The organism is Achromobacter ruhlandii (assembly GCF_902859695.1).
Classification (GTDB): Bacteria; Pseudomonadota; Gammaproteobacteria; order Burkholderiales; family Burkholderiaceae_B; genus Achromobacter; species Achromobacter ruhlandii.
Map to the genome: position 1 here is coordinate 1 of NZ_CADIJL010000036.1, position 20022 is coordinate 20022.

At 67.1% G+C, this 20022-nt stretch carries 10 protein-coding genes; all 10 read left to right on the top strand.

Annotated features, from left to right (window positions below; genetic code table 11):
- The first annotated feature begins 45 nt into the window (after positions 1 to 45).
- Positions 46 to 5823, top strand: coding sequence for an autotransporter outer membrane beta-barrel domain-containing protein (locus tag HV742_RS27225; protein ID WP_217482426.1), 5778 nt, complete (start codon positions 46 to 48; stop codon positions 5821 to 5823).
- Positions 5824 to 6495: 672 nt separating this feature from the next.
- Complete coding sequence (locus tag HV742_RS27230; RefSeq protein WP_175146862.1) at positions 6496 to 7755, top strand: nucleotide sugar dehydrogenase; 1260 nt, start codon at positions 6496 to 6498, stop codon at positions 7753 to 7755.
- A 40-nt stretch (positions 7756 to 7795) separates the two neighbouring features.
- On the top strand, positions 7796 to 10276 hold the full coding sequence (locus HV742_RS27235) for a hypothetical protein (RefSeq protein WP_175146863.1): 2481 nt from the start codon (positions 7796 to 7798) through the stop codon (positions 10274 to 10276).
- A complete protein-coding gene (locus HV742_RS27240) occupies positions 10273 to 12336 on the top strand; it encodes a glycosyltransferase (protein WP_175146864.1) in 2064 nt (687 codons plus the stop codon). Before HV742_RS27235 ends, HV742_RS27240 begins: the two co-directional genes overlap by 4 nt.
- 38 nt (positions 12337 to 12374) lie before the next feature.
- Positions 12375 to 13538, top strand: coding sequence for a polysaccharide biosynthesis/export family protein (locus HV742_RS27245; RefSeq protein ID WP_049073537.1), 1164 nt, complete (start codon positions 12375 to 12377; stop codon positions 13536 to 13538).
- Positions 13539 to 13545: 7 nt separating this feature from the next.
- Positions 13546 to 14886 carry an ABC transporter permease gene (locus tag HV742_RS27250; protein WP_175146865.1) on the top strand — a complete coding sequence of 447 codons (1341 nt, stop codon included), beginning with the start codon at positions 13546 to 13548 and terminating at the stop codon, positions 14884 to 14886.
- 9 nt (positions 14887 to 14895) lie between these two features.
- Entirely contained in the window at positions 14896 to 15609 is a 714-nt protein-coding gene (locus HV742_RS27255; RefSeq protein WP_054416645.1) for a P-loop NTPase family protein, read from the top strand.
- 121 nt (positions 15610 to 15730) lie between these two features.
- Complete coding sequence (locus HV742_RS27260; protein WP_054416734.1) at positions 15731 to 16762, top strand: KpsE/RkpR family capsule polysaccharide export protein; 1032 nt, start codon at positions 15731 to 15733, stop codon at positions 16760 to 16762.
- Positions 16755 to 18689 carry a Vi polysaccharide transport protein VexE gene (locus HV742_RS27265; RefSeq protein WP_175146866.1) on the top strand — a complete coding sequence of 645 codons (1935 nt, stop codon included), beginning with the start codon at positions 16755 to 16757 and terminating at the stop codon, positions 18687 to 18689. Before HV742_RS27260 ends, HV742_RS27265 begins: the two co-directional genes overlap by 8 nt.
- Before the next feature lie 112 nt (positions 18690 to 18801).
- Positions 18802 to 19980, top strand: a complete 1179-nt coding sequence (locus HV742_RS27270) for a pectate lyase family protein (RefSeq protein ID WP_419715829.1) — start codon at positions 18802 to 18804, stop codon at positions 19978 to 19980.
- Positions 19981 to 20022 lie beyond the last annotated feature (42 nt).

Here is a 20022-nt window from a genome sequence, read left to right on the forward strand (position 1 = left end):
TACCTGACGCTGACGGCCAGGAAGTCCGCGGATCAGACGCGCTACGTGGCCGATTATGACCTGACCTGGCTGGACGACAGCGGCCGGGCGCACGGGATGTTTACGATTGCCGGTGGCCTGACGGACACGATCGTCGCCGGTCTGCAAGACGTGGCCGCCAATGCCGCCACCGGCTGGGACGGCCGCAGCCTGACCAAGCAAGGCGCGGGCGCGCTGATCCTGACGGGCGAAAACGCCTACTCCGGCGGTACCACGATTGCCGCCGGCACGCTTCAGATCGGCGACGGCGGCACGCGCGGCGCCGTGACGGGCGCGATCGACAACCAGGGCGCGCTGGTCTTCGACCGCAGCGACGACATCATTCATGCGGGCAGAATCTCCGGCGCGGGCGCGGTCACCAAGAAGGGAAGCAACACGCTGACGCTGACCGGCGATAACGCCTACACCGGCCTGACCACCATCGCGGGCGGCGCGCTGCGGGTGGGCGCGGGCGGCGCCAGCGGCGCGCTGGCCGGCGACATCGCCTTCACCGGCGCTGGCGACCTGATCTTCGACCGCAGCGATGCGTCGCAGTACGCGGGCGCGATTACCGGCGCGGCCCGGCTTGCCAAGAACGGCGCCGGCACGCTGATCCTGTCCGGCGACAACGTCCATACCGGCGGCACCCGGATCACGGGCGGCACGCTCCAGTTGGGCGACGGCGGCGCCACCGGCTCGGTGACGGGCGATATCGTCAACAACGGCGCGCTGGTCTTCGACCGTGGCGACGCGGCGACGTACGGCGGCATGATTTACGGCGCGGGCGCGGTGGCCAAGAACGGCGCCGGCGAGCTGACGCTGACCGGCGCCAATGCTTACAACGGCGACACCACGGTCGCCGCCGGGACGCTGAAGTTCGGCGATGGCAAGCAAGCGGCCAACACGCTGGGCGGCGGCTTGAGCGTGGCCGGCGCGGCCACGCTGGGCATCCATGCGCCGGCCGTCGTCAATCTGGCCGGCACCGCCACCTTCGAGGATGGCTCGGCACTGTCCATGCGCGACCCGCTCAGAAGCGGGGCGCCGTTTGGCAACATGACGGCCGCCAAGATGGTTATCGGCAAGAACGTCACCCTGGATCTGTCCGGCATCGCCGACAGACCCAACCAGAGCAAGGTGCTGTTCAGCGCGGACGGCGGCATTGAGGGCGACTTTGCCCGCCTGGTCTCGGACGGATACGAAAGGCCGGTCGATTATCTGATGCTGACCGCCAAGAAGTCCGCCGACCAAAAGCGCTATCTGGCCAATTACGGCCTGAGCTGGCTGGTCGATAACGGTCAGGCGCACGGCACCTTCACGATCGGCGACGGCCAGCAGGATACGGTCGCCATGACGCTGATGAACGTAAAGCCCGTCAACAAGTGGGATGGCAGGAGCCTGACCAAGCAAGGGACGGGCACGCTGATCCTGACCGGCGACCACATCTATACCGGTGACACCACGATCGCCGCCGGCACGCTGGCGCTGGGCGATGGCGGCGCAACCGGTTCGGTAAGAGGCAATATCGTCAACCGCGGCGCGCTGGTCTTGAACCGCAGCGATGACATAACGCTGCCGGGCACAATCTCCGGCTCGGGCACGGTGACCAAGAAAGGGAGCAACACGCTGACGCTGACCGGGGACAATGCCTACACCGGCCTGACCACCATTGAGGGCGGCGCGCTGCGCGTGGGCACGGGCGGCGCCAGCGGCGCCCTGGCCGGCGACATCGCCTTTACCGGCGCCGGCGATCTGATCTTCGACCGCAGCGATGCATCCCAATATGCGGGTGCGATTTCCGGCGCGGCCCGGCTTGCCAAGAACGGCGCCGGCACGCTGATCCTGTCCGGCGACAACGCCCATACCGGCGGCACGCTGATCTCGGGCGGCACGCTCCAGTTGGGCGACGGCGGCGTCACCGGCTCGGTGAAGGGCGATATCGTCAACAACGGCGTGCTGGCCTTCAACCGCAGCGATAACGTGACGTACGGGAACCTGATCTCCGGCACGGGCTCGCTCATCAAGCGAGGCAGTAACACCCTGACCCTGACCCGCGCCAATACCTACAGCGGCGACACCCTCATCGAAGCCGGCACGCTCAAGACCGGCGTGGCCGATGCGTTCGCGAAAGCCTCCGGCCTGACGATCGCCAGCGGTGCGCGCCTGAATCTGGGTGGCTTCAACCAGACCATCGCCCAACTGGACAATCGCGGCGTCATTCTGTTCAACGATCTGGGCGCGCCCGCGAAGCTCGGCGGCCTGACCGTGACCGGCAGCATGAAGCACAGCGGCATGCTGGTGCTGAACACCTGCGCCGACTGCGCCGGCCAGGTCCTTACCCTGAGCGGCGACTGGGTCGGCGACGGCGGAACCCTGGGCTTCGGCGTGGTGCTGGGAGGCGATGACAGCAAGGCCGACAGACTGGTCATCGGCGGCGCGGCGAGCGGCACCACCTACGTTGCGGTGACCAACGAGGGCGGCTCCGGCGCGCAAACGGTGGAGGGGATCGAACTGATCCGCACGGCCGGCTCCACGGACGATGCCTTCGTGCAGCAAGACCGCATCGTGGCCGGCGCCTATGAATATCACCTGCAAAAAGGCAGTGCGACCGGGAACAATGAAAACGTTTGGTATCTGACCAGTTTGATTGCGCTGCCTGAAATCCCGCAGGTGGATCCCGTGCCCGACGTTCCCGACAACCCGGCTCCCCCGGCCGGCGACGGTGAAGCCGCGCCTGATGTCGGCGACACCACCAAGCCTGGAGGCGATGTTCCCGCGACCGGCGATGCACCGGTGACTGGCGCCGTTACGGGTGGCGATGTTGCGAAGCCTGATGCTGGCGATACCACCAAGCCTGGTGGTGATATCCCTGCGACTGGCGATGTCCCGGTAACTGGCGGCGGCACGGGTGGCGATGTCGCAAAGCCTGATGCTGGCGACACCACCAAGCCTGGTGGCGATGTTCCCGTGACCGGCACCACTCCTGACGTGGGCGGCGGCACGGCCGGCGATGCTGCCAAGCCTGACGCTGGCGACACCACCAAGCCTGGAGGCGATGTCCCTGCGACTGGCGATGCACCGGTAACTGGCGGCGGCACGGGTGGCGATGCTGCGAAGCCTGATATTGGCGACACCAGCAAGCCCGGTGCTGATGTCCCTGTGACTGGCGATGCACCGGTAACTGGCGGCGTTGCGGGTGGCGATGCTGCCAAGCCTGACGTTGGCGACACCACCAAGCCCGGTGGTGATATCCCTGCGACCGGCGATGCACCGGTTACTGGCGGCGTTACGGGTGGCGATGTTGCCAAGCCTGACGTTGGCGACACCACCAAGCCCGGTGGCGATGTTCCCGCGACCGGCGACACCCCGGTTACTGGCGGCGGTACGGGTGGCGATGTTACGAAGCCTGATGCTGGCGATACCACCAAGCCTGGAGGCGATGTCCCTGCGACCGGCGATGCCCCGGTGACTGGCGGCGGCACGGCCGGCGATGTTGCCAAGCCTGATGCTGGCAACACCACCAAGCCTGATGCTGGCGGCACCACCAAGCCGGGAGGCGATGTCCCTGCGACTGGCGATGCCCCGGTAACTGGCGGCGGTACGGGTGGCGATGTTGCCAAGCCTGATGCTGGCGACACCACCAAGCCCGGTGGCGATGTTCCCGCGACCGGCGACACCCCGGTTACTGGCGGCGGTACGGGTGGCGATGTTACGAAGCCTGATGCTGGCGATACCACCAAGCCTGGTGGTGATATCCCTGCGACTGGCGATGTCCCGGTAACTGGCGGCGGCACGGGTGGCGATGTCGCAAAGCCTGACGCTGGCGACACGACCAAGCCTGGAGGCGATGTCCCTGCGACTGGCGATGCCCCGGTTACTGGCGGCGTTACGGGTGGCGAAGTTACGAAGCCTGACGCTGGCGACACGACCAAGCCCGGTGACGATGTTCCCGCGACCGGCACCACTCCTGACGTGGGCGGCGGCACGGCCGGCGATGCTGCCAAGCCTGACGCTGGCGACACGACCAAGCCTGGAGGCGATGTCCCTGCGACCGGCGATGCACCGGTTACTGGCGGCGTTACGGGTGGCGTTACGGGTGGCGATGCTGCCAAGCCTGACGTTGGCGACACCACCAAGCCTGGTGGTGATGTTCCCGCGACCGGAGACACCCCGGTTACTGGCGGCGTTACGGGTGGCGATGCTACGAAGCCTGATGCTGGCGACACCACCAAGCCTGGTGGTGATATCCCTGCGACCGGCGATGTCCCGGTTACTGGCGGCGGCACGGCCGGCGATGTTGCGAAGCCTGATGCTGGCGACACCACCAAGCCTGGTGGCGATGTCCCTGCGACTGGCGATGCCCCGGTAACTGGCGGCGGCACGGCTGGCGATGCTGCCAAGCCTGACGTTGGCGACACCACCAAGCCTGGAGGCGATGTCCCTGTGACTGGCGATGCACCGGTAACTGGCGGCGGCACGGCCGGCGATGTTGCCAAGCCTGACGCTGGCGACACCACCAAGCCTGGTGGTGATATCCCTGCGACTGGCGATGCCCCGGTAACTGGCGGCGTTACGGGTGGCGATGTTGCCAAGCCTAATGCTGGCGACACCCCGGTTACTGGCGGCGGCACGACCGGCGATGCTGCCAAGCCTGACGTTGGCGACACCACCAAGCCTGGAGGCGATGTTCCCGCGACCGGCGACGTCCCGGTGACTGGCGGCGGCACGGCCGGCGATGTTGCCAAGCCTGATGCCAGCGATACCCCAAAGCCCGAAGGCGACATGCCCGCGACCGGCGGCGCGCCGGTTGCCGGTGGCGGCAGCCCAGGCGCGGTGCATGTCTACCGTCCGGAAATCGGCAGCTACGCGACGAATCTGGCGGCGGCGAGCACGTTGTTCAACACCAGCCTGAGCGATCGTGAAAGCGCTGAATCCGTCGACCCGGTGACGGGCGCGCGCAGCCAGACTTGGGCCAGAGCGGCGGGCGGGCGCAGCCACGGAAAGATGGCGGACGGGCAGAATGGGTACGTGGCCGACCGCAGCGTGCTCCAGTTGGGCGGTTCCGTGGCGGGCGGCAGCTTCAGCGGTACTGACGCCTGGCGCCTGGGGGTGATGGGCGGCTACGGCAGCCAGCGCAGCAAGACCCGCAGCGCCTTGTCGGGCTATCAGTCCCGCGGCGACGTTGCAGGCTATAGCGCGGGTCTGTATGGCTCCTGGCGCCAGGATGCGCAAACGCGCAGCGGCTTGTACGTGGACGGCTGGGCGCTCTATAACCGGTTCGACAACACGGTCAAGGGCGATGGGTTGGCGAAGGAGACGTACAAGAGTCAGGGCATCACCGCGTCCGTGGAGTCGGGTTTCCTGTTCGAAGTCGACTCATACACGACAGACGGCGGCAGGGAAAACCGCTTTTACATCCGACCCCAGGCGCAGGTGCTGTGGTCCGGGGTCAAAGCCGACGGCCACACGGAAAGGGGCGGCACGAAGGTGCAAGGCGTGGGCGGCAACAACGTTCAGACCCGTCTGGGCGCGCGGTTCTCGCTGGTCAGCAGCCCTGCATCCCAGCGCGTGGGTGGCGCCGAGGGCTTCCTGGAGGTGAACTGGCTGCACACGCCCAAGGCATATGGCGTGACCATGGACGACACCCAAGCCTTGATCCAGGGGAGCAAGAACGTGGTGGAACTGAAGGCGGGCGTGGAAGGCAATCTGAGCGAGCGCCTGAGCGTATCGGCGAACGTGACGCGGCAGCAGGGCAGCCAGGGGTTCCAGGATACGCAGGGCTCGCTGAACGTGAAATTGCGCTTCTGAGTCCCTTTTGCGGGGAGCATGACGTCAGCCCCGGACGATTCGCGTGCGGATTATCAACCGCATGCGGGCCGCCCGGGGCCGCACTGCGCCAAGGCGTAATTACCTGCCCTTAATCATCTGCCCGTATTCGCCTGCCCGTATTCGCCTGCCATGTGCCGAACGGCGCGGGATTTTCCCGCATCGTGCCTAGCACGATATTTTCAGGTATTCCGGCCGCTATCCGTGACTTGAAGTTGCAATAAAGACATTTTCCCCAGGGCGTCCAAAGATCCCCCGGGCGGGTACTCATTTCTTGCGGCTTGATTAATCGAAGATAAGAAAACGACTTTATATATTTGCTAACAAGACAAACAATCTCAGTTATTTCCAGTTGTATGGAAAAAGAGATTATTTGAGGGATTTCCCCACGTTTATTACGAGCACGCCGACTTATTTCCACAGCAACGAAAACTTTTAGAAAAAAATTTGCCGTGAGCGCGGCCTACGATTCGTTGGCTCGCTGCCCATAAGTATGACGGGGTATCGAGTTGTAATTAATTCTGAGCAACGCGTCCACCCCAGGCGGGAATAAGCCATTTGATCGCGGCATCGATTCTTGGTTCCTGGGCGTCGGTTTCTAGTGTCTTCGACATGACGAAAACAGTGAGGTCCCCCTTGGTAAAGAGAATCGCAGTGTGCGGTCTTGGATATGTCGGCCTGCCCGTGGCCGTGGCATTTTCCAGGCGTTTTGATGTCGTCGGCTTCGATGTGGACAAGCGACGGATCACGAGCCTTAAACAGGGAGAGGACTGGACCGGCGAGATCGAGCGCGATGCCTTGCTGGCTTCGCCCATGCAGTTCACCGATCAGGTCAGCGAGCTGCAAGGGTGCGATTTCTTCGTCGTCGCGGTGCCGACGCCGGTCGACGAGAAAAACAACCCCGATTTTTCCCTGCTGGTGCGCGCCTGCCGTTCGATCGGCCCGGTGCTGCGTCCTGGCTGCATCGTGGTCTTCGAATCCACGGTGCATCCCGGCGCGACCGAGGAAATCTGCGGACCGGAGCTGGAAAAGGCCTCGGGCCTGCGCTGCGGCGTCGATTTCAAGCTTGGCTACAGCCCCGAACGGATCAATCCGGGCGACCGCGAGCATCCGCTGGAGAAGATCGTCAAGATCGTGTCCGGCCAGGACGAGGAATCGCTGGAGGTCATCGCCGGCGTCTATGAGCAGATCATCGACGCGGGCGTGCATCGCGCCTCCTCCATCAAGGTGGCCGAGGCCGCCAAGGTGCTGGAGAACACGCAGCGCGACATCAACATCGCGCTGATGAACGAGATGTCGAAGATCTGCGACCTGGTCGGCATCCGCACCGCCGAAGTGCTTGCGGCCGCCGGCACCAAGTGGAACTTCCTCAAGTTCACGCCCGGGCTGGTCGGCGGCCACTGCATCGGCGTGGATCCGTACTACCTGACATCCAAGGCCCAGGAGCTGGGCTACCACCCGGAAGTGATCCTGTCGGGCCGCCGCATCAACGACGGCATGGCCAGCCACGTGGCCTCGCGGGTGGTGCAGACGCTGGCCCGCAATGGCCGGCTGAACGCTTCGACCCGGGTCGGCATCCTGGGCATGACGTTCAAGGAAAACGTGCCCGACATCCGCAATTCGAAGGTGGTCGACCTGTACCGCGCCCTTGGCGAGTACGGCATTACCCCGGTGGCCTGCGACCCGATGGTCGACGCCGAGCAGATGCGGCATGAGTACGGCATCAGCCTGGTCAATCGAGAGGAGTTCCGCGACATGGATGTGCTGATCCTGGCGGTGCCGCACCGCGAAACCATGGACACCCTCTGGGAAGACCTGCCGCAATTGGTCAAGGCCGACGGCATGGTCTGCGACCTGAAGTCCGTGCTGGACAGCCGCCGGCTGCCGTCCGGCCTCTTGTACTGGACGCTCTGAGTCCAGGCCCGCAACCCATCAAACACAGGAGAGGCCCGGAATGACCGCCTTTACCATTGCCCCGATTGGAACCTGCCGCATCCACACGCCGTTGCGTGATGCCGTGGGCCGCTATCCGATCAAGCAGCAGCTTGGTCGCAATTACGGTTTCGTCCACACCAGCGCCGAGGCGCTGCAGCAGGCCCGCTTCATGTTCGGCCAGACCGAGATTCCCGCCGACGTGCAGCGCGTGATCTTCCGTCCGTCCAATGGCGAGCAGGCCCGGCGCGGCGTGCACAAGCCGGCCGACCTGTACATGGTCGAACTGTCGTCGCGCAAGCTGCTGACCGTTGACGGCTATCCCATCCAGTCCAACTACCTGGTGCGCTACTTCAGCGAATTCTTCGCCGACCGCGCGCGCACTCGCACGTTCTGGTCCCAGGCCAGCGACGAGCGGCTGGCCGAGCGCCGCGCGTGGCTGGACCAGGACGCCGTCTTCAAGAGCCTATCGACGGATAACCGCGACCTGCTCGCGCGCATCGTCAAGCGCGAACAGACGGACGACGAGATCGCGCAGCAGATGCAGGCGCTGGTCGACCTGCTGGGCCGCGACAAGGTGGTGTTCGTCACGCACGTCAACGCCATGACGCCCGACAACGTGCCGATCGAGCAACGGGCGCAACTGATCGCCGCCGTGACCGCCAGCGCGCAGCAGATCGGCGTGCCTTGCTACGACCCGACGCCGCTGATGAACAAGATTGGCCAGGCCGATGCGCTGGAAGACGGCGGGCTGGACCTGACGCACTACACCCCGCTGTTCGCCGAGCGCCTGTACACCGAGTGGTTCAAGACCTTCGTGCGTCCGCGCATGAGCGCCTCCACGCCGCAGGCGGCCGTGCCCAAGCTGGGCGCCGAGGAAAGCGCCGAGCGCATCGAGAAGCTCTGGGACGCGGGCGAACTGCGCGAGGCCTCGCGCCGCCTGCGCGACGTGCTGCGCCGCCATCCGGGCCTGCCCGACCACACGCTGCTGTTCGCCCGCATCCAGGAGGAACTGGGCGACTACGAAGGTTCGCTGGCGCTGCTGGAGGGCGCGGACGGCGCGCTGGCCACGGGCAGCAAGGCCGAGCAGATCCTGATGCGCAACCATTTCAAGCTGGGCCGCCACGAAGTCGCGCACTCGCTGGCCGCCGGCCTGCTGGGCGACGAGATCGAGACGCCGGAAATCGTGCGCATCGCGGCGATTTCCGCCGGCCACCTGGGGTTCGTGGACGAGGCGCTGGGCAACTGGAAGCAGCTGTTCCGTATTTCCTCGCCGCAGGACGCGACCGCGACCGAGGCGGCCGACACGGTGCTGTCGCTGCTGCAGGCGGGCAGCGACATGGACGCCGCCTTGCGCTGGGTGCATGAAGTGCGCGAGGCGATTCCGTCGCATGGCCGCAGCTTCGCGATGCTGTGGCGCGACCGGCTGATCGCGGGAGACCGCGCGGGTCTGCGCGCGCTGGCCGCCGAATCGCCGGCGCTCAAGGACTTCGAGGCGCTTGAACTGGTCAAGGAAGCGACCTGGCGCGGCTGCATCATGGCCGCGGCCGCGCTGGCCGTGTCGTGCAAGCTGGCCGACAGCGAGCAGGAGGATATTTCCGGCTGGCTGCGCACGCAGTCCGCGGCCTGGGCCGAGGAGGGCGCGCAGGCGCTGGAGGAAGGCCGCCTGCGCGACGCCGCCGAGCGCATCTGCGCGCACCGCCTGCTCAATCCCGACGCCCTGGCCGGCGTGCGCGCGCAGCGCGCCTTCGAACGCGCCATGCGCCTGGGCGTGCGGGCCGCGCTGGTGGCGGGCAACCACAAGGAAGTGATCGACCTGACCGACATCGCGCTCGATACCCAGGTCGAGTTCCCCGAGCTGCATGCCATGCGGGGACGCGCGGCGGACGCGCTGGGCGACAAGCAGACCGCCATGCGGCATCTGGAGCAGGCCGCGGCGAACGAATCCGCGCCGTTCAGCACGCAATTGCATTTCGCGCGCGTGGCGTTCAATGGCGGCTGGTTCGGCGAGGCCATCGATGCCTACAAGATGGTCCTGGCCCATGCGTCGGCGGACCAGAGCGCCAGGGACGAGGCCGAGCGCCAGCTCGGGCGACTCGGACCGCGCGCTATTCGCGGCGCCCGGGAAATCCTGTCCGGCGGCGATCCCAAGGCGGCCTGGAACCTGCTGGAGCGTGTCGCGCAGTCGTGGCCGGGGATGCCGGAGGTCGATCACGAGAAGCGCCGCATCCTGGCCGTGATGTACGCGGAGGCGCGCGCGCTGGAGTCGTCCAGCACCACCGAGCGCCTGGCGCTGGGCGAGCGGATTCTGCAACTGGTGCCCGACGATCCCATCGGCCTGCGCCTGGCCGCGGTCGGCGCCATGCGCCTGCATCGCTTCGAACAGGCCTTGCCTTACTGGCGCGCGTTGCAGGAGCGTTCCGACAACCCGGCCCAGTACGACCACTACATCGAGCGCTGCCAGGTGTGGATCGACAAGGCCAACCGCAGGAAGGCCGCATGAATCCGCCCCTGATCACCGAGCGCAAGAGCGCCGCGTCGCCGGACCTGCAGGCGGTCCAGGCGCGGCTGGAGGAAATCGTGGCGGCATCGGCGCGCGTCCAGGTGGCGCAGGCCAACCTGGCCGACGCGCAGGCGCTGGCGCGCGGCCACATGGCCGATTCCAAGGTCCGCTTCCTGCTGCTGCGATTGAAGGAGGCGGCGGGCCTGAACGAAGGGATGTCCGAACAGTGGGCCACGCTGTTGCGCGAATGCCCCGATGACCTGGAAATCGTGCGTTATCGCGCGACGCGCCTGGTCAAGGAGCGCCACGTCGAGGAAGCGCTTGCCCTGGTCGAGCGGCATCTGCCAGAGTCCACGGACAACCCCACCCGGCTGTTCGCCCGCGCCAAGCTGCTCAGCGACATCCGCGCGCATGAGCAGTCGGACGAGCTGTTCCGCCGGCTGATCCTGCAGCATACGGACCGCAACATCCGCGTCGAGTTCGCCAAGCGCCTGCGCAAGCGCGGCCTGTTGGCGGACGCGTTTGACGTGATCGCGCCCGTGGCCAAGCACCTGGCGCCGGGCAGCAAGGCGGCCGAGCTGGCCAATGGCCTGGCCAGCGACTACGCCTTTTACCAGCGCCTGGAGCCCGAGAGCGCGCTGGCGGGCAAAGACATCCGGATCGTGTCGATGAAGCACGCGATCCTGCACTTCCGCCATCGAAAGATCCCGGAATATTCTCCCGAGAAACCGGTGTCGGTCGCCCTGGTGACGGGCAGCCTGGGGCCCGGCGGGGCCGAGCGCCAGTTGACGCGCCTGGCCGGAGAGCTGGCCCGCATGGCGGACAAGCCCGAAGCCGGGGTGGCCGATGCGCCGTTGAAGCCCGAGAAAGTCGAAGTGCTGGTCAAACAGCACACCGAGCCGGCCGGTTCCACCAAGAAGCAGGGCCTGGACTTCTTCCTGTCGGTGCTGGTCAAGGCGCGGATTCCGGTCACGGAGATCAACAAGCTGCCCGCGATTTCGGTAGCCCACCAATCCGTGCCGGACGGCAGCCTGAGCCGGTTGCTGGAGCAGTTGCCGCCGCCGGTGCACTATGGCGTGACGCGCCTGGCGCCCGTGCTGCGCGCCAGCACCTTCGACGTGGTGAGCCTGTGGCAGGACGGCACCTGCCTGTTCGGCGCCCTGGCGGCGCTGCTGGCCGGCGCGCCGACCATCCATCTGGTGTTCCGCGGCTTGCCGCCGAACATCCGCAAGGATCGCTTCCGCGAAGAGTATCCCGAGCTGTACCAGGCCCTGGCCCAGGTGCCCGGCGTGCATTTTGTCAGCAACAGCCGCAAGGCCGCCGAGGCCTACGCGGAGTGGCTCGGCATTCCCATCGTGCGCTTCCACGTGCTGTACAACGGCGTGCCGGACCTGACCACCGACGCCGCCGAGGCGGACCAGGAGAAGTGGCGCGCCTTCGAGGAGAGCACGGCCGATGCCACGGAAACCATCGGCGGCGTGTTCCGCCTGGAGCCGGACAAGCGGCCGCAACTGTGGATCAAGCTGGCGGCGCTTTACCTGAAACAGCGGCCGCGGGCGCGCTTTGTCATCGTCGGCGACGGCCGGCTGCACGAGAACATCGTGGCGCTGGCGGAAGAACTGCGGGTGATGGACCGGCTGCTGCTGGTCGGCTTGTCGAACCACGTGGGCTACTGGTATTCGCGGATGGACGCCAAGGTCCTGCTGTCGCGCTACGAGGGCTTGCCCAACGTGTTGATCGAGGCTCAGCTGCTGGGCGTGCCCGTCGTGTCGACCCCGGCCGGCGGGGCGGGGGAGTGCTTCGAGGAAGACCAGACGGGCCACCTGCTGGGCGATGTGGAGCATCCTGACTTGCACGAGGCCTGCGACAAAGTGGTGTCGATCGTCGACCGGGTGCGCGCCGACGAGAGCCTGAGGGCGCAGAGCCGCCAGCGGGCGCAGACCCTGTTCTCGCTGGACGCCATGCTGGCCAAGTTCCTGAGCCTGTGCATGCCGCTCATGCCCGTGTCGGAGAACGACGAACGCATGGATATGCCGCCGATGCGCCTGATGCAGGCCTGAGCCCGCGTCCGACCCTGGTATTGAAGATAAAGGAAACTATGCAAATGAATGTCCCGGCCGCGGGCCCGCGCCGCCTGGCGGCGCCGGCCCTGCTGCTGATTACCGTGCTTATGCTCAGCGGCTGCCAGTTGCCGCGCTCCGGCCCCATGCTGAGCGAGATGACCGGCGCGCACGACGACAAGGACGTGATCGTGATGCCTGCCTCGCGCGAGCTTGCGCGCGCGAGCCGGGTGCCCGAGGTCGCCGATTTTCCGGTGCGCTACCGCGACCTGACCCAGGCCGGCTTCGACAGCCTGGTGCCGGGCGACGGCATCAACGTGAAGGTGTGGGAGCGTGGCGGGCTGGGCGTGTTCGCGGCGGATCCGTCCGGCGTGAGCGACCTGGGCAACCAGGAACTGGACCGCAATGGCAACGTCTCCTTTCCCATCCTCGGCAAGTTCCAGGCCGGCGGCATGACGCTGGGGCAACTGCATGACGCCATCGTGGCGCGCCTGAGCCGGCTGGTGGCGGGCGCCGACGTGAGCGTGACGCGGGTGGCGGATGCCCGCGGCCAGATGGTGACGGTGCAGGGCAACCTGACCAAGCCGGGCATGTATCCGATCACACAGACCTCCCAGCGGCTCAGCAGCGCGCTGGCGCAGGCGGCGCCGGTGCAGACCAATCCCGAGCAGCTCGTCATCAGCCTGCGGCGCGACAACCAGATTGCCTCGGTGCGCCTGTCGGACATCTACCGCAACCAGAACAACGACATCCTGCTGCGCGCCGGCGACGTCATTACCGCGTACGAATCGCGCGAGTTCCTGACGGTGCTGGGCGCGGCCGGCAACCAGGGCCGCGTGGCCATCAGCAAGCGCAACTACAGCGTGCTGGACGCGCTGGCCGATGCCCGGGGTCTGGATGACAAGACGGCCGATCCGCGTTCGGTTTTCCTGTTCACGCCCGCGCAGGCCGGCGCGGAGGGCAAGCCGGACCTGCTGCCCGTGGTGTACCAGTTCGACCTGACGCGTCCGGAGCAGGTGGCGCTGGCTCGCGAATTCAGCGTGCACGAGGGCCAGGCGATCTATATCTCGGACGCGCCGTTCACGCAGGTGCAGAAGGTGCTGTCCGCGTTCCGCGTGACCATGAGCGCCGGCTTCAGCGCCACGCGAGCCATCGATTCCGATTCGGGCGGGTCCAGTTCCTCCAGCGGCGTCAGCCAGTAGCGCGTCGATGAGCAACGAGGATCGGATCAAGGGGTGGCGCGCGCGGAGAAAGGACAGCAGCTACGCGGTGGGATCGGGCGTCGATGCCTGGCGCCTGGACCCCGCCGCGCTGTTCGAGGCCAAGGCCGAGCCGGCCGTGCTGTTCAAGCCTTTGCTGGCGCGCCTGCAGGGCGAACCGCATGACTCGGTGGCCGCGCGGCGGGCGGTATACGAGGCCGTGCAGGCCGAGCTGGACGCGGAGATCGCGCGCGCCGGGGTCGACGAGACGCTGGCGGATTTCTCCCGGCGGCGCCTGCGCATCATCGTGCGGCTGCTGGAGCAGGACATTCGCGCGGGCGTCGAGGTGTTCGCGCCCGGCTACATGCCCGCGCGGCTGGTGGCGGAAGACCGGCGCCTGGCCCAGGCGCATGCGCGGCGCGAGGAGCGGCGCAGGCAGGACGAGGCGCGCGACGCGCGACGCCACGCCTCGCGCAACGATATCGCGCTGGAAATGGAATTGCCGCCGGGGGAGGCCGGCGACCTGGCGATCCTGCGCGACCGTGTGCGGGGGTTGCATGCCGGGCACCATCCGCGCATGGCCGGCCGTGGCTGGCCGGGCGGACGCACGCTGCTGGCGCTGTTCGTCTACCAGCTGAACGTGATGCATGGCGAGAGCCGGATCGCCCTGTTGTGGGCGTTGGTGGGGCCGGTGGTGCTGCTGACGCTGATTTCGTCGCTGTACATCCTGATGGGCACGCACTACATCCTGGGGATGGACGTGCAGACCTTCTCGCTCTTGGGCGCGACGACCTGGATCATGTTCCGGCAGATCATCTTCCGCAGCAGCACGGCCTACGTATCGGCGCGCGGCCTGCTGAACTTCCAGGGCGTTTCGCCCTTGATGTGCGCGCTGGTGCAGGCGGTGCTGTATGTGTCGGTGTACCTGGTGGTGTTCGTGGTGCTGATCAGCGCCGGCCATGCGCTGGACCTGATCACGCTGCCCAGGAGCTGGCCGGGCTTCATGCTGTACGTGGTGTTGATGGCGTGCTGCGCCGCGGCGATGGGCCTGCTGTTCGGCGCGATCGCGACGTTCTGGCACTTCTTCCTGCGGCTGGCGCCGGTGATCGAGCGCTTTCTGCAGATTTTCTCGGGCGTCTTTTTCGTGTCGGAGCAGTTGCCCGAGCAATTGCGGCCCTGGATGCTGTGGCTGCCGTTCGCGCATGGCATGCAGCTGCTGCGCTCGGCCTACTTCGACGCCTACACGTCGCAGGACGCGAGCCTGGGGTATTTCCTGACCAGCATGGTGTTCCTGATGGTGGTGGCCCTGGCGGCGGAACGGCTGGCCCGTCCCAACATCCAGCCGATGTGAGCAATGACAATGATTCATCTGAACGGCGTGACGGACACCCCCCTGGCCTTTGGCCATCGGCAGGCGTTGCTGGCCCACGCGCAACTCGACATTCCGGTTGGTCGCTACGCCTTGCTTTCGCCCACGCCGGAGCTGCATCGCCAGATCATCGACCTGCTGTGCGGCCTGCGTCCGCCGCGCCAGGGCTTCGTCCACCATGACGGCAACGTCTCCTGGGCGATCGGCCGGCAGGGCTTCATCCGTGGCAAGGCCAACGGCCTGAGCATGATCGAACTGGTGAGCCAGATGTACGAGATCGACGCCGACGCCACCTATGAACTGGTGGCCGACCTGGTCAGTGATCCCAAGAGCCTGAGCCGGCCGATGGAGCATTGGCCGCTGTATGCAAGGCAGGAGTTTTCGTTCGCGCTGGCGCTGGCGCCGGCGTTCGACGTTTACGTGATCGAAGGGGCCATTCCCTTCGAACCCTGCCGTTTCACCCGTCTCTGGCTGGCGCTGTTCGAAGAACGGCTGGTCGGCAGGACGCTCATTCTTTCCAGTTATCGCCAGAATCAATTGGCGGACTATTGCCTGAAGGGCCTGATTTATGAACGAAGCGCACTCCGCATCGAAGACGACCTCGACCAGTGCATCCAGAAGTTCCCTCCGCGACGATCACGAAGCGAATCCGGAACAGGCGACGACGTTTTCGGCGGATTCGACGAGGGCCAGCTCGGCTTCTGAGAGCGGTTCCGAGATCGAGCGCCGGCGCCGCGAACGCGAGGCGGCCTTGGCCGAGCGCCGTCGCCGGCGCTGGGTCAATGCGCTGATCGTGATCGCCCCGGTCGCGCTGGCGCTGGTGTACGTGCTGTGCGTCGCCACACCGCGCTACGAGGCGGAATCGCGCTTTTTCGTGCAGTCGGGGTCGGGCCAGCAGGGCGGCGGCGCCATGGCGGCCAGCCTGCTCACCACGGGAAACTCGGGCGGCATGCTCGGCGGCTTCGTCGACGGCTGGGCGGTCAGTGACTTCCTGCGGTCGCGCGACAGCATGCGGCAGCTGGACAAGAAGGTCGGCCTGCGGCGCTACCTGCTCAACAACGGGCTGGACCCGGCGAACCGTCTGTCGGAGGATTCCAGCGAGGATGACCTGTATCGCGCCTATCGGGCCTCGGTCCAGGTTTCCTTCAATGCGCTGGAGCAGATCGACGTGCTGCGGGTGCGGGCCTATTCGCCCGAAGACGCGGAAACCCTGTCCAGGGCCTTGATCGGCCTGGCCGAAGACTTCGTCAGTTCCATGAACGAAAAAGGCGTGGCGGACAAGCTGAAGGTCAGCGAGGAATCGGTCAGGCAGGCCGAGCAGAAGGCGCTGAGCGCCCGCGAAGCGCTGACCGCCTGGCGTACCACGCATGGCAACATCGACCCGACCGCGACGGTGGCCATGCTGCTGAATCTGTCGAGCCAGCTGGAAGCGGAGTTGAGCACCGCCCAGATCAACCTGGACAAGATCCGCGCGTTGAACAACAAGGATCACTTCATGCTCAAGCCGGCCGAAACGCAGGTCGTGGCCCTGAAAAAACGGCTCGCCGCCGTGCGCCAGCGCCTGAGCGGCGAGGGCAACACGGAAGCGAAGCAACTCAAGTCATACGAGGCGCTGCGCAATACCCAGGCCTTCGCCGATTCGAATCTGACGCTGGCGCAGCAGTCTTACCAGCAGGCCGTGACGGACGCCCTGCGCCTGCAGCGTTACTTGTCCATCATCGCCCAGCCGGTCTCCACCGACCGGCCCAGCAGCCCGCGCACGGGGGTGTTGCTGCTGCAGGCGCTGGCGCTGGGCTTCGTGCTCATGTTCGTGCTGCGCGCGGCGATGGCTTTGTTGCGAGGATTGCGCCATGGTTGATACGACGATAGAACGCCCCGGCGCCGCCGCGGCGCCGACGCGGACCGCCACCGCCGCGAGCGATGCCACCAGCCGCCTGCGCGGGGTCATCAAGCGGATCCTGGAGGCCGACGACCCGTTGGAGGCGATGGCCGAGTTGGGGCCGGCGCTGGCCAGGGTGGAAGAGGGCTGGCGCGATGCGCGCCGCTTGCTGGTGTCGCCATTCGTGCGGGTGGGGCGGCTGGAGCCGGCGATTGCCGCGCTGGAATGCCTGGTGGCGGCCTACCCGGCGCGCACCGACGACCGCCGCCTGCTGGCCAGCCTGCTGGGCCGCACCGAGCAGTGGGAGCGGGCCATCGCCCAGGCGGACGCGGCCGCCGCCATCGCGCCGGATTCCGCGGCGCTGCAGGCCGCGCGGATACAACTGCGCGTGCAGGCCGGTCGCATCGCCGAGGCCGCCGCCGTCGCGCGCCAGACCGCTGCCGTGTCGCGCGTCGATCCCGGCGAAGCGCACTGGTGGATGCTGGCGTATTCACGCAATGGCGACGCCGCCGAGGCGGCCGGCGTTGCCTTGGCCCTGGACGGGGCTGGCCTGCCGAACGCGCGCGTGGCGACAGTGGCCGTGCGCGCGCTGCTCGACGACGACCGGGTCGAGGCGGCGATCCAGCTGGGCAATGCGGCCCTGGACGCGGGACATGACGCGCCGGCGCTGCGCGCTTCGCTGGGACTGGCGCACCTGCGCCGCGCCACCGAGGACGACCGCAAGCAGCATGCCCTGGCACATTTCGAGGCGGGCCTGAAGGCAGCGCCCGCCGACGTACGGCTGTTGACCCTGCATGGCGAAACGCTGCTGCGCGCCGGCCGCTACAAGGAGGCCGAGGCGCCGTTGCGGCAGGCCGTGGAACTGGCCCCGGAGCTGGAGCAGACGCGCGCCCTGTATGCGCGCGCGCTGCGCTACACGCTGCGGTACGAGGAGGCCGCCGACCAATTGCTGCGGCTGGTCGAGAAATCGCCCGACAAGCGGCTCTGGCAGCGCGCGGCCATCGGCGCGCTGTCGCAGGCGGGCCGCAAGCAGGAAGCCGAGGCCCTGTTCGAACGCTACGTCGCGCAGCGCGGCCAGGCGCTGCCGGCGACGTTCCAGCAAGCCCTGGAGCAGCTGGAGCAGAAGCTGGACAGCGCGCCGATCCCGCAGGCGCGCCTGGACTGGGCCTGGTCGCTGCGCGGCGACGCCACGGCCGACCGCGAGCAATGGGAGCGGCGCGCGCGCTGGGGGCATCTGGTCGATCATCTGCTGTTCGACTGGCTCGAATGCCGCGAGGACAGTGTCGAGGAAGCCATGCAGATGCTGGGCGAGCTGGACACCGGCGAACGTTTCTTCGCGCCGCTGCTGGCGGCCGGCCGGGGCGTGGTGGTCGCCACGGCGCACGTGGGGCCCATGTATGCCGGCCTGATGGCGCTGGAATTGCTGGGCATTCCGTCGCGCTGGCTGGCGACCGCGCCCAGCATTGCCCAGAGCAGCTATGCCGCCGCCCTGATTTCCACCGCCGACCAGACCGAGGCGCAGGTCGCCAAGGCCTGCATGCGCGCGCTGGCGTCGGGCAACGTGCTGTGCCTGGCCGTGGACGGCGCCGCCAATCCGGCCGCGCCGCGCGTGGATTTCGAAGGGCAGTCCGTGACCTATTCCAGCTTCGCGGCGCACCTGGCGCATCGCCAGGGCGTGCCCTCGGTGTTCTACACGCCGCGCTGGGAAGACGGCCGCGTCGCCTACACGCTGGAGATGCTGCCCGCGGTCGAACCCGGGGAGGACGCCGACGCGTATGCGCGGCGTTGGCAGGAAGCGTATTTCAAGCACCTGCGGGCGCACGTGGCCGGTCCGCCGGAGAACCTGCGCCTGAGCGGCGGCATCTGGCGCCATGTGCAGTCCGCGGATCGGTCCGCGCAGCGGTAGGGAGTGAATGGGCATGAAAGCAGGAATGAATGCAACGGAAGGCGCGGCGGGCAGGGCGCCGCGGCGCGGGCGCGGCCGGCTGGGCGCGCTTGCCTGGTTGCCTGTGTCGGGCATGCTCGTGGCGGCCATGCTGTATGGCGGCGCGGCCACCGCCAGTGAGTCCTGCGCCAGTCCGGACGAACGCTGCCCCTTCGTTTCCGAACTGCTGCAGCAGCGCGAAGGCTATGGCGCCCAGGCCACGGGCGGCCTGGGCGGCCGCTTCATCGAGGTGACCTCCGACCAGGATTCCGGCCCCGGCACACTGCGCGCCGCGCTGGCGCAAGCCAAGAAGGGGCCGACCTGGATCCGCTTCGCCTCGGACATGACGATCGTGCTGGACTCGCAGCTGCGCGTGCCGTCGAACACGACGATTGACGGTCGCGGCAAGCACGTAGCGCTGATCGATGACGGGCTGGGCGTGTATGGCAGCACGAATGTCATCCTCACGCACCTGACCATCGACGGCCGCCTGAACCGGTTGACGCAGGCCGTGAACATCGCCAACAACAGCCGCGACGTCTGGGTCGACCACATGGACCTGTCGCGCATGTCCGACCGGTTGCTCAACGTCAAGAACGGCTCCACCGACGTGACGATCTCGTGGACGAAGTTCCACAATTCCAACAAGGTCATGCTGCTCAACAACATTACCTCGAAGAACCTGTTCGCGAACTACGAACGTGATTCCATCGCGCGGGTGACGCTGCACCACAATTATTTCTTCAACACCGTGCAGCGCAATCCGCGGGGCCAGTTCGGCACCTTTCACCTGTTCAACAACCTGCTGGAGAACTGGGACTTCTACGGCATGAGTTTCAGCCTGGAGGCCAAGGCGCTGGTCGAGGGCAACATCTTCAACAATGATGCCAAGCGCCAGTGCGTGGAGCCGGAGTTCTTTCCCACGGTGGAAGGCGTGAAGGTCAATTACTGCCGCTATATCCCCACGGCCGCCAAGCGCAGCGCGCTGGACAACGGGGCCTCGGACGAGGGCGCCTACCAGGATCTGAAGGCGGTGCACGGTTATACGCGGGACTTCAAGGCGTTCCTGCGCCTGAAGGACAACCTCTATCTGGGAGACGCGAAGCCCGTGCTGCAGGACTACCGCCCGGAGGCCGCGCCGACGCCGCCGTACTGCTATGGCTATGAGAAGCCGTCGGCCGAACTGGCGGACCGGATCCGCAAGCACGCGGGCAACACCAGCGGCGATACGCCGCTGCCCGCGACGCGGGTGGGCGCGGGCTGCCCAAGATAGCGGCGGTCGGCGAGGCCGCGGCGCGCGGGGCACAAAAGCGGG

What these genes read in the sequence shown, in the direction of transcription:
- HV742_RS27235 (WP_175146863.1), top strand. Translation starts at nt 7,796, where the DNA reads ATGACCGCCTTTACCATTGCCCCGATTGGAACCTGCCGCATCCACACG.
- HV742_RS27240 (WP_175146864.1), top strand. Translation starts at nt 10,273, where the DNA reads ATGAATCCGCCCCTGATCACCGAGCGCAAGAGCGCCGCGTCGCCGGAC.
- HV742_RS27245 (WP_049073537.1), top strand. Translation starts at nt 12,375, where the DNA reads ATGCAAATGAATGTCCCGGCCGCGGGCCCGCGCCGCCTGGCGGCGCCG.
- HV742_RS27250 (WP_175146865.1), top strand. Translation starts at nt 13,546, where the DNA reads ATGAGCAACGAGGATCGGATCAAGGGGTGGCGCGCGCGGAGAAAGGAC.
- HV742_RS27255 (WP_054416645.1), top strand. Translation starts at nt 14,896, where the DNA reads ATGATTCATCTGAACGGCGTGACGGACACCCCCCTGGCCTTTGGCCAT.
- HV742_RS27265 (WP_175146866.1), top strand. Translation starts at nt 16,755, where the DNA reads ATGGTTGATACGACGATAGAACGCCCCGGCGCCGCCGCGGCGCCGACG.
- HV742_RS27270 (WP_419715829.1), top strand. Translation starts at nt 18,802, where the DNA reads ATGCTCGTGGCGGCCATGCTGTATGGCGGCGCGGCCACCGCCAGTGAG.